This is a genomic window from Micromonospora sp. NPDC049060 (genome assembly GCF_040649055.1).
GTDB lineage: Bacteria > Actinomycetota > Actinomycetes > Mycobacteriales > Micromonosporaceae > Micromonospora > Micromonospora reichwaldensis.
Genome location: NZ_JBEZEV010000128.1, coordinates 1 through 13,340 on the forward strand (window position 1 = coordinate 1; position 13,340 = coordinate 13,340).

13 protein-coding genes are annotated in these 13,340 nt (G+C 74.0%); 3 read left to right on the plus strand and 10 right to left on the minus strand.

The features are described from left to right. The first annotated feature begins 156 nt into the window (after positions 1-156). Together AB0B83_RS28590 and AB0B83_RS28595 are read left to right on the plus strand one after the other, a co-directional pair. The gene (locus AB0B83_RS28590) at positions 157-777 is read left to right on the plus strand and encodes a TetR family transcriptional regulator (RefSeq protein ID WP_357580762.1); all 621 of its coding nucleotides are present in this window, start codon (positions 157-159) and stop codon (positions 775-777) included. Between the two features lie 65 nt (positions 778-842). Then, positions 843-2,438 carry an MDR family MFS transporter gene (locus AB0B83_RS28595; RefSeq protein ID WP_357580763.1) on the plus strand — a complete coding sequence of 532 codons (1,596 nt, stop codon included), beginning with the start codon at positions 843-845 and terminating at the stop codon, positions 2,436-2,438. Between the two features lie 92 nt (positions 2,439-2,530). On the opposite strand, the gene AB0B83_RS28600 is transcribed toward AB0B83_RS28595, so the two are convergent. From AB0B83_RS28600 to AB0B83_RS28645, 10 genes are all read right to left on the minus strand, one after another. After that, the gene (locus AB0B83_RS28600; RefSeq protein ID WP_357580764.1) at positions 2,531-3,451 is read right to left on the minus strand and encodes an STM4011 family radical SAM protein; all 921 of its coding nucleotides are present in this window, start codon (positions 3,449-3,451) and stop codon (positions 2,531-2,533) included. After that, positions 3,448-4,770 carry an STM4012 family radical SAM protein gene (locus AB0B83_RS28605; RefSeq protein ID WP_357580765.1) on the minus strand — a complete coding sequence of 441 codons (1,323 nt, stop codon included), beginning with the start codon at positions 4,768-4,770 and terminating at the stop codon, positions 3,448-3,450. Before AB0B83_RS28605 ends, AB0B83_RS28600 begins: the two co-directional genes overlap by 4 nt. Continuing rightward, the gene (locus AB0B83_RS28610) at positions 4,767-5,570 is read right to left on the minus strand and encodes an STM4013/SEN3800 family hydrolase (protein ID WP_357580766.1); all 804 of its coding nucleotides are present in this window, start codon (positions 5,568-5,570) and stop codon (positions 4,767-4,769) included. Before AB0B83_RS28610 ends, AB0B83_RS28605 begins: the two co-directional genes overlap by 4 nt. Beyond that, positions 5,558-6,697 carry an STM4014 family protein gene (locus AB0B83_RS28615; protein ID WP_357580767.1) on the minus strand — a complete coding sequence of 380 codons (1,140 nt, stop codon included), beginning with the start codon at positions 6,695-6,697 and terminating at the stop codon, positions 5,558-5,560. The genes AB0B83_RS28610 and AB0B83_RS28615 overlap by 13 nt, the downstream gene beginning before the upstream one ends. Before the next feature lies 1 nt (position 6,698). Then, a complete protein-coding gene (locus AB0B83_RS28620; RefSeq protein ID WP_357580768.1) occupies positions 6,699-7,649 on the minus strand; it encodes an STM4015 family protein in 951 nt (316 codons plus the stop codon). Positions 7,650-7,655: 6 nt separating this feature from the next. Next, positions 7,656-8,528, minus strand: coding sequence for an STM4015 family protein (locus AB0B83_RS28625; RefSeq protein WP_357580769.1), 873 nt, complete (start codon positions 8,526-8,528; stop codon positions 7,656-7,658). Between the two features lie 194 nt (positions 8,529-8,722). Continuing rightward, on the minus strand, positions 8,723-9,514 hold the full coding sequence (locus AB0B83_RS28630; protein ID WP_357580770.1) for a shikimate dehydrogenase: 792 nt from the start codon (positions 9,512-9,514) through the stop codon (positions 8,723-8,725). A 146-nt stretch (positions 9,515-9,660) separates the two neighbouring features. Continuing rightward, complete coding sequence (locus AB0B83_RS28635; protein WP_357580771.1) at positions 9,661-10,134, minus strand: aromatic ring-opening dioxygenase LigA; 474 nt, start codon at positions 10,132-10,134, stop codon at positions 9,661-9,663. Positions 10,135-10,303: 169 nt separating this feature from the next. Then, positions 10,304-10,888 (minus strand): hemerythrin domain-containing protein, encoded by a 585-nt coding sequence (locus AB0B83_RS28640; protein ID WP_151453909.1) that lies wholly within the window; start codon positions 10,886-10,888, stop codon positions 10,304-10,306. Further along, complete coding sequence (locus AB0B83_RS28645) at positions 10,881-12,095, minus strand: hypothetical protein (protein WP_357580772.1); 1,215 nt, start codon at positions 12,093-12,095, stop codon at positions 10,881-10,883. Before AB0B83_RS28645 ends, AB0B83_RS28640 begins: the two co-directional genes overlap by 8 nt. 174 nt (positions 12,096-12,269) lie before the next feature. Here AB0B83_RS28645 and AB0B83_RS28650 point away from each other — a divergent pair, with 174 nt between their 5' ends. After that, positions 12,270-13,169: an alpha/beta hydrolase gene (locus AB0B83_RS28650; protein WP_357580773.1), complete on the plus strand. Its 900-nt coding sequence runs from the start codon at positions 12,270-12,272 to the stop codon at positions 13,167-13,169. The last annotated feature ends 171 nt before the right edge of the window (positions 13,170-13,340 follow it).

Below are 13,340 nucleotides of genomic sequence, written 5' to 3' on the forward strand. Positions count from 1 at the left end.
TATTCAGCCGTGACCCCTTGGGGGGGGGGGCGCGGGGGGGCCGCCGCCGTTTCCGGTTGCCGCCCGGCAACCCCGGACCTGCCCCGGGAGATGGCCGGCGTCACTTCACACAATAAAACATTGCAGTATCTGCAAGATCGCTAGTACTGTCGCCGCGTGACATCCGCCGGCACCGAATCCGCTCCCGGGCGGCGCGACCGCAAGAAGCGCCAGACCCGGGCCGCGCTGACCGAGGCGGCCCTGCGCCTGGTCGCCGAGCGCGGCCTGGCCCAGGTGACGGTGGAGGAGATCAGCGAGGCGGCCGACGTCTCCCCGCGCACCTTCTTCAACTACTTCGCCTGCAAGGACGACGCCCTGGTCGGCGACCAGGCGGGCGACGCGGCGCGTCTCGTGGCGCGGCTGGCCGCCGTGCCGCCCGAGGTGCCGGTGCTGACCGCGCTGCGGACGGCCCTCGACGAGGTGATCGACGAGGTGCGCGCCGAACGCGAGCTGTGGTGCCTGCGGATGGAGGTGGTGACGCGCAACCCCGCGCTGCTGCCCCGCCTGGTGGCCGGCAACGCCGAGACGGAGCGCGCCATCGTCGAGGTCGTCGCGGCGCGGGTGGGCGTCGAACCCGACCACGGCTACCCGGCGCTGGTCACCGCCGTGACGGGTGCCGCGCTGCGCCACGCCATGACCCGGTGGGCCGCCCACCCCGACCGGCCGGACCTGGCCGACCTCGTCGACGAGGCGTTCGCCGCCCTCGCCGGGGGGCTGCCGCAACCCGACCGGCCCTGACCCGCAAGCCCCTTCCGGGAAAGGTGCCCGGGAGGCCGTGAAACCCGTACCCGGTAAGGAAGTCAATGACCGCCACCGTGCCCGCCGAGACCCTGAAGGTCGGCGCCGGCCGCATGTCCCGCCGCGAGGTGCTCCAGGCACTCTCCGGCCTGATGGTCGGCATGTTCGTGTCGATCCTCGCCTCCACGGTCGTGGCGAACGCGCTGCCGCGCATCATCGCCGACCTGAACGGCACCCAGACCGTCTACACGTGGATCGTCACCACCGAGCTGCTGGCCATGACGGCGACCGTGCCGCTGTGGGGCAAGATGGCCGACCTCTACAACAAGAAGCTGCTGATCCAGCTCTCCCTCGGCCTCTTCGTGATCGGCTCGCTGATCGCCGGGCTCACCCCGAACGTCGAGGTGCTCCTGGTCAGCCGGGTCGTGCAGGGCATCGGCGCCGGCGGCATGACCGCCCTGGCCACCATCGTGATGGCGGCCATGATCCCGCCCCGCGAGCTGGGCCGCTACGCCGGCATCTTCGGCGCGGTCTTCGGCGTCGGCACCATCGCCGGGCCGCTGATCGGCGGCGTGCTGGTGGACACCTCCTGGCTCGGCTGGCGCTGGTGCTTCCTGATCGGCGTCCCGTTCACCCTGCTCTCCATCTTCCTGCTCCAGCGCACCCTGCACCTGCCGGTGGCCCCCCGCCGCAAGGTGAAGATCGACTGGCTGGGCGCGCTGCTCATCACCTCCGGCGTCTCCACCGTGCTGGTCTGGTCGTCGCTGGCCGGCAACAAGTTCGCCTGGGCCTCGGGCTGGACGGCGCTGATGGTCGGCGGCGGTCTCGCCCTGCTGGCGCTGGCGGTCTGGGTGGAGTCCCGCGCGGACGAGCCGATCGTGCCGCTGGACATCTTCCGCAACCGGACGGTCTCGCTGACCACCATCGCCAGCATCCTGGTCGGCGTGGCGATGTTCGGCGGCACCGTGTTCCTGTCCCAGTACTTCCAGCTCTCGCTCGGCAAGTCGCCGACCGTGGCGGGGCTGATGAGCCTGCCGATGATCCTGGGCCTGCTGGTCTCGTCGACGGTCGCCGGCCAGCTGATCACCAAGTACGGCCGCTGGAAGCGTTACCTGGTGGCCGGCGCCGCCGTGATGGTCGTCGGCATGCTGCTGCTGGCCACCATCGACGCCGAGACCAGCATCCTGCTGCTCAGCGTCTACATGGCGGTGCTCGGCATCGGCGTCGGCATGCTCATGCAGAACCTCGTGCTCGCGGCGCAGAACGACGTCCCGGCGCACGAGCTGGGCGCGGCCACCTCCGTGCTGACCTTCTTCCGCAGCATGGGCGGCACGATCGGCGTCAGCGCGCTCGGCGCGGTGCTGGCCAACCGGGTCGCCTCGCTGAGCGCGGAGAAGCTCGGCCCGCTGACCGGCGGCGCCCCGGCCGGGGAGGGCTCCACCGAGGTGCCCGACCTGTCCGCCCTGCCCGAGCCGGTGCTGAGGATCATCCAGGACGTGTACGGCACCGCGACCGGCGAGCTGTTCCTGGTGGCCGCCCCCTTCGCGGTGCTCGCCCTGGTGGTGGTGCTGTTCATCCGGGAGAAGCCGCTGCACACCCTCAGCGGTGAGGAGCGGCGGGCCAAGGAGGAGGCGGCGGCCGTCCTGCCCGGCGCGCACTGAGCCACCCGTGCGGGGGCGGTCCGGCCTGCGCCGGGCCGCCCCTGCGCCACGTCCGGCGGCGTGCGTGCGCCGGTTCGCCGGCCCGCTCCGCGCTACGCCGGCGGCGGCGCGGGAACGGCCACCGTCGCGTGCACCGGCGCGGCCAGCGGCACCGGCCGGCGTACGGGCGGCCAGGCGGCCGGGATGCGTTCCAGGACCCCGCCGGCGAAGACGTCCCGCAGGCCGAGCGGCTTGAGGTGGACGTACCCGATGTGGCAGTCGCAGACCGCGTTGCCGCACGGGCGCGGTCGCAGCGCCGAGCGCCACGACCCGTCGTAGAGGTTGCCGATCGGCTCGTCGATGAAGTGGCAGCGGCGCACGGTGCCGTCGCCGCGCACCGAGATCGCCGTCTCGCCCGCGTGGCACGCACGGTCGAGCGACACGTGCGGGCGGACGCTCCAGCCGAACAGCGGATCCAGCTCCGTCCAGGTCGCCTCCTCGGCCGCGTCGTAGCGCCGGCCCTCGGCGGCGTTCACCCACAGGTAGACCTCGGCGGGCAGGGCGGCGCGCAGCGCCCGCGCCTCGGCGAGGTGCTCCGGCAGGCCGACCACCCCGACGGAGTAGCGGATGCCCAGCTCGCTCAGCCGGGCGCAGCGGCCCAGGAAGCGGTCCCGGTCGACCTGGCCGGGGTGGTAGGTGGCCCAGAGGGCGGCGGCGCGCGGGTCGGCGTCGGCCAGCCAGTCCACCCGGGCGGCCAGGTTGGTCTGGATGACCACCCGCTCGACGTGCGGCAGGTGCGACAGTGACACCATCGCGTCGCGGTACCAGCGGCGGGTCAGCCCCTCGCCCCACGGGGTGAACAGCACCGACAGCCGCACGTCGGAGGTGGCCGCCACCCAGCCGGCGAAGCGGTCCAGCGCCGCCCGGTCGGCGCGCAGCAGCTCCGGCGGGTCCCGCCGCTTGGCGAACGGGCAGTACGGGCAGTCGTAGTTGCAGCTCGCCAGGGGACCCCGGTAGAGGATCGCGAGGTTCACCTTGGCACGTACCCGGTCATCGCGTCGCGGACCCGGGCCGAGGTCAGCCACGGGCCGATCGCGTCGGAGCGGGCCAGCCCGGCCGGCGTCAGCCGCAGCCCGCCGTCGCCGGCCCAGCCGCGCTCGACCAGCCGGCCCAGCTCGGGGAAGTCGTCGCCCGGAAGCGCGCCGAAGCGGGCCCGGTAGGCCGCCGCGTCGACGCCCTCGGCGCGCAGCAGCGACTTGAGCAGCCACCGGCGGCGCTGCTCGGCGCCGTCGAGGGCGAACCCGAACTCGGCGAAGCGGAAGTCGTCGGCCGGGCGGGCCAGGTAGTCGTCGAGCACCGCGCGCACCTGCGACACGCCGACCGCGTAGTCGAACGAGTAGTGCAGGGACGTCGTGTAGGAGCGGGCGCCGCAGCCCAGGCCCACCATGCCGTCGTCCTGGCAGCAGTAGTCCGGCCCGTCCGGGGCGGGCGCGTCGGCCCGGCGGAACTGCCGCATCGACTCCTGCCGGTAGCCGGCCGCGCCCAGCGTCGCCACCGCCTGCTCGTAGAGGGCGAGCCGCTGGGCGTCCCAGTCCGCGCGGCCGTGCGCGCGCCGCCCGAGGCCGGTCAGCGGCCGCACGTACAGCGGGTAGAGGTACAGCTCCTCGGGCCGCCACGCCAGGGCCGCGTCGAGGCTCTCCCGCCAGGTGTCGGCGGTCTGCCCGTCGATGCCGTAGATCAGGTCGATGTTGAGCACGGGGATCCGGGCGTCGCGGATCGCGGCCAGGGCCGCCTCCACCTCCGTGCGGCGCTGCGGCCGGCCGGCGGCGCGGGCCTCGGCGTCGAGGAAGCTCTGCACGCCGATGCTCACCCGGGTGGTGCCGTGCGCGGCGAGCACCGCGAGCCGGTCCGGCGTCGCGGTCGCCGGCGAGGTCTCCACCGACAGCGGTACGCCGGGCAGCCGGGCCCCCATCGCGGTGGCGATGTCGAACAGCTCGGTCAGCTCGTCGGCGGTCAGGTAGGTGGGGGTGCCGCCGCCGAGCGCCACGCGGGCGTAGCCGGCGTCGCCGCCCAGCGCGTCGGCGACCCGTCCCGCCTGCCGGCGCAGCTGCCGAAGGTAGTCGGTCACCTGCTCGGCGGGCGCGTTGGCGCGGGTGAACAAGTTGCAGAAGCCGCAGCGCATCTCGCAGAACGGCAGGTGCACGTAGAGGAAGAGCGCCTCGCGCGCCTCGGCCCGCCACACGTCCGCCAGCAGCGGGCGCGGTCGCAGCGGCCGGTAGGAGGTCTTGTGCGGGTACGCGTAGAGGTACTGTTGGTACGGCGAGCCGTCGAGGCCCGTGTCGGTGCTGGTCACCATTCCCCCGGTCGCAGGACGAAGTGGGCGTACGGGACCGTCCACACCACGTCGTGGCCGATCCGGTGGCCGGTGTGGCCGTCCTCCCCGTAGGCGGTGCCGTGGTCGGAGCAGACGATCGCGAACACCGGCCGCTCCCGGCCGGTGAGCAGGGCGAACAGCCGGTCGATCCGGCCGTCGACGTACTCCAGGGCCGCGGCGTGGCTGGCCAGGTCGTCGGCCTGCGCCCCGGGCAGGTGGTGCCGGTTGGGCTGGTGCAGGGCGGCGACGTTGAGGAACGTGAACAGCGGCTGCCGCGCCGGCACCCGCGGCAGCACCTCGGCCAGCCGGTCGAGTTGGGCGTCCAGGCAGGTGGGGGAGGTGACCCCGAACTCCGGCTCCCAGTGCGCCTCGGCGAACAGGCCCGGCAGCACCGCCCCGAGCGGGCTGCGCCGGTTGAAGAAGCCGACCCCGCCCAGGCAGAGCGTGTGGTAGCCGACGGCGGCGAGCGCCGTGGGCAGGTCGGGCGCGTCGAACACCCAGGTGTCGGCGCCGGACGTCTCGCTGCCGGGGAACGCCGCCGCGTACAGCCGCTCGTGCCGGCCCGGGGTGACCGGGGTGGGCAGGAAACCGGCGAAGAACGCGTGGTGCGCGGCGTAGGTGAAGCTGGCGGGGGAGTGCCGTCGCTCCCACCGCCCGCCGGGCAGGGCCCGCGCCAGGTGCGGCGTGCGCCCCCGCGCGGCCAGGTCGGCGGCGACGTCGTGGCGCAGCGTGTCGAGGGTGAGCAGGAGCAGGTCGTGGCTGCCGATCAGACTGCGCACGCGAGCACCTCCCGCCCGACCGCGCCGGCGGGCCGCGTCGCGTCGCCGCCCGGCGGCGTCCGGCCGGCCGCCGCCCGCCAGCGGTCCCACCGGCCGTCGGTCAGGGCGCGGACCTGCTCGGCGTAGGTGTCCCGGCCGTCGGTGAGGATCCCCGGCAGCAGGTCGCCGAAGGCGTTGACCTCGGCCACCGCGTGGCGCCGCCAGCCGAGCAGGAACATCAGGTCGATGCCGACCTGGAGGGTGCGGGGGAAACACGCGGCCGCCCGCTCGCAGGTCTCCATCGCCGCCGCCCACGCCGCCGGCCCGGCCGCCGCGCGCAGCTCGGCGAGGTCGCCGCGCGCGTTGCCCAGGTGCAGGTTGGTCAGCGGCCCCCGGGCGGCGCGCACCACGGCGTGGGTGGGCCGCCCCGCGACCGCCACCACCCGCAGGTCGACCACCCGGTCGCCGAGCCCCGCCTTGGGCAGCCACCGCTCCACGTGCAGGCCGTCGGCGGCGATCCGGTCGACCATGGCGGCGACCTCGGCCTCGTCGGTGTAGCGGCGGGGGCGCAGCGAGTTGAACAGCCCGTCCGGGGTCGCCTCGATCGTGGTGACCGCCTGCACCCGCCTCCGGGCCACGGCCAGCGCGACGACCCCGGCGGCCGACGAGCCGTGTGCGGGCTTGACGAACACGCGGCTCCAGCGGGCCGCCGCCATCGCCGCCCGCAGCTCCTGCCACCCGTGCACCGGGGGCAGCGCGGCCGGCACCGGCACCCCGGCGGCCGACAGCCGGGCGTGGCAGCGCCGCTTGTCGCACAGCACCGCGACGTCCGCCGGGTCGTTGAGCAGCTCCGCGCCGCCGGCGGCGACCCGGTCCAGGCCCCGCAGCAGCCCGGCGTACGTGTCGGCCAGGCCGATCAGCTCGCCGTGCCGCGCCGGCGAGGCGGACCGGCGCAGCAGCCGGTCCACCTCGGCGTCCTCGCCGGGCGAGTCGACCCGTACCAGCGCGCCCGCCGCCGGTGGCGCCGCGCCGGTCAGCACGTCGACCCAGGGCAGCACCGCCGGCCGGGGCAGGCCGGCGGCGAGGACCGCCCGGGTGAACAGCTCCACCCGACGGTTGGCGGGGTTGCCGACGACGGTCAGGCGCATGTCACTCCGACACCGCCGTGTAGCGGTAGCTCTCGCCGTCGTACTCCTCGGGCTCCTGCGGGTCGGACACGTCCACCGCGACGCCCGGCAGCGCGGCGACAAGCGACGCGGCGGTCTCCTCCGCCAGGTAGTGGTGGGACAGGTCCAGCTCCGCCAGGTGGGTCAGCGGCTGCCCGGCCAGCAGGGCCGTCGCGCCCTCGTCGCCGAGCGTGCCCATCGACAGGTCGAGCCGTTGCAGCCGGGGCACCACCGGCGCGGACGCCAGCGCCCGGGCGAGGTCGTCGGCGATTTCCGAGTTGCACAGGCCGAGCCGGCGCAGCTGCGGGAACCGTTCCCCGGCCAGCAGCGGGGCGAGGTCGGCGACCTGCGCGTCGCCGCCGTAGTCGGAGGTGCCGAGCCACAGCTCCAGGTCGGTCAGCGCGGGCAGGTCGGAGTCGAGCACGGCGCCGACGAACGCCCGGGACAGCCCGCCGCTCTCCACCGCCAGCTCCCGCAGCCGCGCGTGCCGCACGGGGGAGAAGGCGAAGTTCTCGCCGCCGCGCACCCGCAGCACCTCCAGCGCCGGGTACGCCGTCAGCAGCACACTGACGTCGCCCACCCTCATCCAGGAGACCTCGCACTCCTCGGAGGTGATGTCACCGAGGAAGAGCGCGCGCAGGGCGGGCAGGCGCGACGCCGCCGCGCAGAGTTGCGCGATCGGGGCGGGATGGAACGCCGCGTAGCCCCAGGAGCCGACGACCAGGGACTCCACGGACGGCCCGGCCTGCGCGACGAACCGGTCGAACGCGTCGCGGAACTCCGCCGAGAGCGAGTTCTCCGTGGTCTCGTCGTCGAAGTGCCAGTGGGCGATCCGCCACGAGACCGGGCCGTCCACCGTGGGCAGCGGCCCGTCGGCGGGGACGTCCACCACCGGACGGCCGGCGAAGTGGCGCGCGTGGGAACCGAAGGCCATCGTCCCTCACTCCCCGACCGCGGTGTAGCGGTAGACGGTGCCGTCGTAGTCCTCGGCGACCTGCGGGTCGGACAGGTCGACCCGCACCCCCGGCAGCGCGGCGACCACCGCGGCGGCCGCCTCCTCGGAGAGGTAGTTATGGTGCAGGTCGAGGTGCGTCAGGTGGGTCAGCGGTTGCCCGGCCAGCAGCGCCTTCGCGCCCTCGTCGGTCAGGGTGCCCATCGACAGGTCGAGCGCCTCCAGCCGGGGGACGACCGGCGCGGTGGCGACCGCCGCCGCGACCGCGTCGGCGATCTCGGCGTTGCACACCGCGAGATGACGCAGGGCCGGCAGGCCGGCGCCGGCGAACACCCCCGCCAGGTCCTCGGCAATCGCGTCGCCGCCGTAGTCCTTCCTGCCGAGCCACAGGTCCAGCCGGTGCAGGGCCGGCAGCTCGCACGCGCCGACGGCCCGGACCACCTCGGCCGGCAGCCCGCCGGACTCGAAGCGCAGCTCGCGCAGCCCGGTGTGCCGGACCGGCTCCAGCCGCAGGCTCTGCGCCCCGCGCAACCAGAGCACCTCCAGCGACGGGCACGCCGCGAGCAGCGGCGTGATGTCGCCGTGCACGAGCCAGGAGATCTCGCACTGCTCGTAGGTCAGGTCGGCCAGGAAGAGCGCCCGCAGGCCGGTCCACTCCCCGGCGGCCTCGACCAGCGTCTGGACCGGAAGGGGCCGCTCGTACGCCTCGCCCCACTCGCCGATCACCAGAGCGCGCACCGCGTCGGCCGGCACCTGCTCCCGCAGCGCCCGGACGAGACCGAGGAACTCCTCGGGATCCGCGTCGAAGTCCTCGACCTCCAGCCGCCAGGCGACCGCCGACGGATCGTCGGGGAGTGCCATCCCCGGGGTGAAGGGCACTACCGGTAATCCGACGAACGACGACACGTGCGAGCTGATCACGCCTACCTCCGGTCCGACTGGTGCAGCGGCGGCGCGACGGTAACAGCTCCGCCCGACAGGATGATCAGTGCGCCGGCCGGCGGGCGGCGGGGGCCGGGCTGCGGTCGCCGGGGCTCCCGGCGGACCACCGGTCGTCACAGCCCGAAGAAGTCGAGGTAGGAGTCGATCTGGTGGGCGAGCATCGGCTCTCCCGGGTGCGCCCGCAGGCCCCGGGCTCGCGCCTGGGCCAGCAGGAGCGTCTCGGCCGGCGTCATGATGATGTCGGCGACCACCGCGTGCGCCGGCAGCTCCGCCACCGCGAACGGCGGCGGGTCGTCGGGGCGCAGCCCCAGGGGCGTGGCGTTGACCGCCAGGTCGGCGTCGGCCAGTCGCGGTCGCGCGGTCGCGCCGACCCGGCCGGGGTACGCGGCGGACAGCCGCCGCCGCAGCGTCTCCAGCCGGCCCGGGTCGGTGTCGCTCAGCCATAGTTCCGCCACGCCGGCGTCGAGCAGCGCCACCGCGATCGCGCTGCCCGCCCCGCCCGCGCCCACCACGCACGCCCGGCGACCCCGGGGGTGGTGTCCGGCCCCGGCCAGCCCGCGGACGAACCCGTCGCCGTCGAAGGTGTCCGCGGTCCACGTGCCGTCGGGCTCGCGCCGCAACGCGTTGGCGCTGCCGGCCAGGCGGGCGCGGTCGCTGGCCCGGTCGGCGAGTTCCAGCACGGCCGCCTTGTGCGGCACGGTGACCAGCATCCCGTCCAGGTTCGCCACCCGTTGCAGCCCCCGCACCACCTGGGTGAGGTCGGCCGGCGCCGCGTGGACCGGGACGAGCACCGCGTCGGTGCCGCGCCGGGCCAGCACCGGGTTGAGCAGCCCGGGGGCGCGCACCTGTGCGATCGGGTCGCCGAGCAGCGCGTACACCCTCGTGGCGCCGCCTATCTCGGTCATGGACGTCTCCGCGGGCAGGGGTCGTCCGGCGCGGCCGGACCGGGGCGGTGCCGACCCTACGCGACGGCGGCACCCGCCCCGGCGCGGCCCGTCGAGCCGGCGGTCCGGCCACGCGGTACGGGGCGTGGCCGGACCGCCGGCACCGGTCAGGAGGAGGTGGCGGCCGCCGAGGGGAGGGCGTCGAGCCGGCGGGAGAGCGAGAGCAGCGAGTACCCGATGAGGGCGAGCACCACCCCGAGGCCCATCGCCAGCGCGGCGATGCCGAAGGAGACGACCGAGGTGAACAGGGAGGAGCGCAGGAACGAGCCGGTCATGACGGTCTGCCGGGTGGGGTCCTCCCGGCCGAGTTCGGCGTACGTCTTGCCGCCGCTGGCCTCCAGCGAGTGCTTCTCGATGACCTCGGCCTCCGCGTACGCGGTCAGCGGGCCGTCGATCTTCTCGCCCGCGAACCAGTCCGCGTCGTCGGAGACGGTGATGCGTTCGTCGGCGAGCTGGCTCTGCACGGTGAACCAGGTGGCGGCCCCGCCGACCAGCATGATCAGGCCGGCGACGATGACCAGGACGGACAGCAGTCGGACGGTGGAGCCGACCGCCCGGGACTGCGCGGCGGTGTCGGTCATGGTGTCTCCTCTCCCGTGCCCCGGGGGGCACGGATGTGTCTTCTGTCGAAATGCGACCCAGTATGGGCAATCCGCAGGCGTGCCGCATCCGTCGCACCGGCGGCGGACGCGCCGCGCCCACCCGCCGGGATCGGTCGGGTGGGCGCGGTGTGCTGGTACCGGCGGGTGCTCAGCCGCTGGACGACGGCCTGCGGATCGCGTCGCGGACGCGGTCGATGACCGCCAGCGCCGGTCCGGCCGCGAGGTTGCCCTTCGCGGACTGGGCGCTCGGGTGCGGGCGCGTCGGCGCGGTCGCCTCCGCCATCCGTACGGCGCCGGCCATCGTGCGCAGCCGGTCGGCGGGCACGTGCTGGCGCAGCAGCGGGAACTCCTGGCGTTCCTCGTAGCGGGCGTGCGTGAGCACCGCGTCGCGCAGCAGGATGATGCCGGTGTCGAAGCCCTCGGCGTCGACACCGCCGGCGATCAGGGTCTTCAGCGTCTCCTTGGCCTGACGCTCCTCGGCGAGGCGTTCGTCGACCATGGCGTCGCCGCCCCCGCCCGGCAGCGTCCGGGCCAGCGGGTGGACGACCTCCTCCTCGGCGGTCTCGTGCGCGGCGAGGAGCTTCACCAGGTCGTCGAAGGCGTCCCGGCGGGTCTCCCCGGTGCTGCCGATGACCAGCAGGAACAGCTCCTCGATCCGCGCGTGCTGGGCCAGCAGCAGGTCGACGACGTCGTCCTCGGGGCCGCGCGTGGCCGGGGCGCCGGTGTCAGGCATGGCTGCCTCCCCGCGCGCGCAGCGACTCCACCGGGTGGGGCCCCTCGGTCTCGACGCGGTACTCGTCGCCGAAGCGCTCCCGGTGCATGTCGATGACCTGCTCGCTCGGCGGCTTCTGCCCGTCGTGCAGCTGCTGCTGCATCGACTCGAAGCGCTCGTGCGCCTCCCGCACGTACCCCTCGCCGATCTTGTTCAGGTCGACCTGGGTGGCGAGCAGGTGGCGCAGGTACTCCTTGTTCGGCTCGAAGGTCAGCGGCTCGGGCAGGCCCGCGCCGCCCACGATCTCCTCCGGCTCCCGGCCGTCGTGGCGGCGCAGCAGGTCGGCGGCCTGCTGCAGGTGAGCCAGTTCCATCTGCAGGTGCAGCTCCCACACCGCCTTGATGCGGGGGTCGCTCTCCTGCTGCATGAAGGAGTAGTAGAGCCAGCACTCGTTGTACTCGTGGGTGAGTAGCCGTTCCCACCAGTTCTCGCCCGGGTCGAGCAGCGACTCGTAGTGCGTGACGTGCTCCTGCTCGATGAGGCTGATCTCCTGGTAGAGCTGCCGCGCGATCGGCTCCATGTACTGCGGCCCGACGTTCATGTAATAGAACATGACCTGCTGCTCCGCCGACAGGATGGTCAGCGCGTGCAGCTTGGAGCGGGGGTCGACGCTGTTGCGGTCGTACGGGGTGCGCACCTCGTCGAACGGGTGCCGGTGCTCGGCGACGGTGGGCCGGCCGGGCATGACCTCGGTCAGGCCCTGCACGATCTTGTCCGCCTTGCGGCGTTCCACCATCTCGTAGAGGTTGGCGTAGCGGTAGAGGTGGTCGAAGTCCTCCAGCACGCCGAACTCGTAGCTCTGCTTCAGGTACGGGTCGGGCTCGTGCCGGGCCACCCACGCGGTCAGGTCGACGGCCACCTGCTCGTAGCCGAGCGTCGTCTCCAGCACGCTCGCGGCGCCGGGCAGCAGCCAGTTCACCACCCGCTGCTGCTGGCTCTCCAGGTAGCGCACGTACGCCAGCTGCCGGCGGACCTCCTGGTCCGGGCAGTTGCGGGCGAACTGGTGCTGGAAGTTGATCGCTTCGACCTCGATGCCGTTCATGGTGATGATGCGGCAGCGGGTGTACGGGTCGACCGCCTCCGGGTCGATCGGCTCCACGTTGAGTTCGCGCCAGTTGCGGATCTGGCTCTCCAGCGGGATTCCTTTGTGCTCCAACGGGTTGAACACGGCGTCTCCTTCTTCGGCCGGGGTACCAGATGCCCTACCCCGACAGTCCGGGCGAAAACGGCTAGCCTGGCTATTCCTCGGCCGGCGGACTGGTGATTTCACCGATGCGGCGCTGCCGGCGCCGTCGAAGACTGATGCATGTCGATATGCCCCGTCCCGTAGGGAGTGCCCGACGTGTCATCACCAACTATCGCCGCCCGTCCCCGTCCCGTCGCCCGCCTCGCCGGCCTGGCCGTGGCCGCCGTCCTGGCCACGGCGGGCGCGCTGGCCGCCCCGCCGGCCGCCCAGGCCGCCGCCAACCCGTACGAGCGCGGTCCCGCCCCGACCGTCGCCCTGCTGGAGGCCAGCCGCGGCCCGTTCGCCACCGCGTCGCAGAGCGTCTCGTCGCTGAGCGTGATCGGCTTCGGCGGCGGCGTCATCTACTACCCGACCAGCACCGCCGAGGGCACCTTCGGCGCCGTCGCGATCTCGCCCGGCTACACCGCCGCCTGGTCCAGCATCGACTGGCTCGGGCCGCGGATCGCCTCGCACGGCTTCGTGGTGATCGGCATCGAGACCAACACCCGCCTCGACCAGCCGGACAGCCGGGGTCGGCAGCTGCTCGCCGCACTCGACTACCTGACGCAGCGCAGCTCGGTGCGTGGCCGGATCGACGCCAGCCGGCTCGCCGTCTCCGGCCACTCGATGGGTGGCGGCGGCAGCCTGGAGGCGGCGGTCGCCCGGCCGTCGTTGCAGGCAGCCGTGCCGCTGGCGCCGTGGAACCTGGACAAGACCTGGTCCGACGTCCGGGTGCCGACCCTGATCATCGGTGGGGAGAGCGACAGCATCGCGCCGGTCTCGTCGCACTCGGAGCCGTTCTACAACAGCATCCCGGCCTCCTCGGAAAAGGCGTACCTGGAGCTCAACGGGGCGAGCCACTTCTTCCCGCAGACGGTCAACACGCCCACCGCCCGCCAGGCGGTGGCCTGGTTGAAGCGGTTCGTCGACGACGACACCCGCTACGAGCAGTTCCTCTGCCCGGGCCCCAGCGGCTCGGCCATCCAGGAGTACCGCAACACCTGCCCGAGCGCCTGACGCGCTGCGGGGCGGTCGCCGCCGGCGGTCGCCCCGCGACGCGTGGCTGCCCGGCCGGTGCAGAAACCGTCGGTCGCGCGGGTCGAGGTGCCCCGCCCGCCGGTGACGTCGTTGCCGGTGAGCAGCACGAACCGGGACGCCTCGTCGACGAATCCGCCGGTCAGGCTGCCG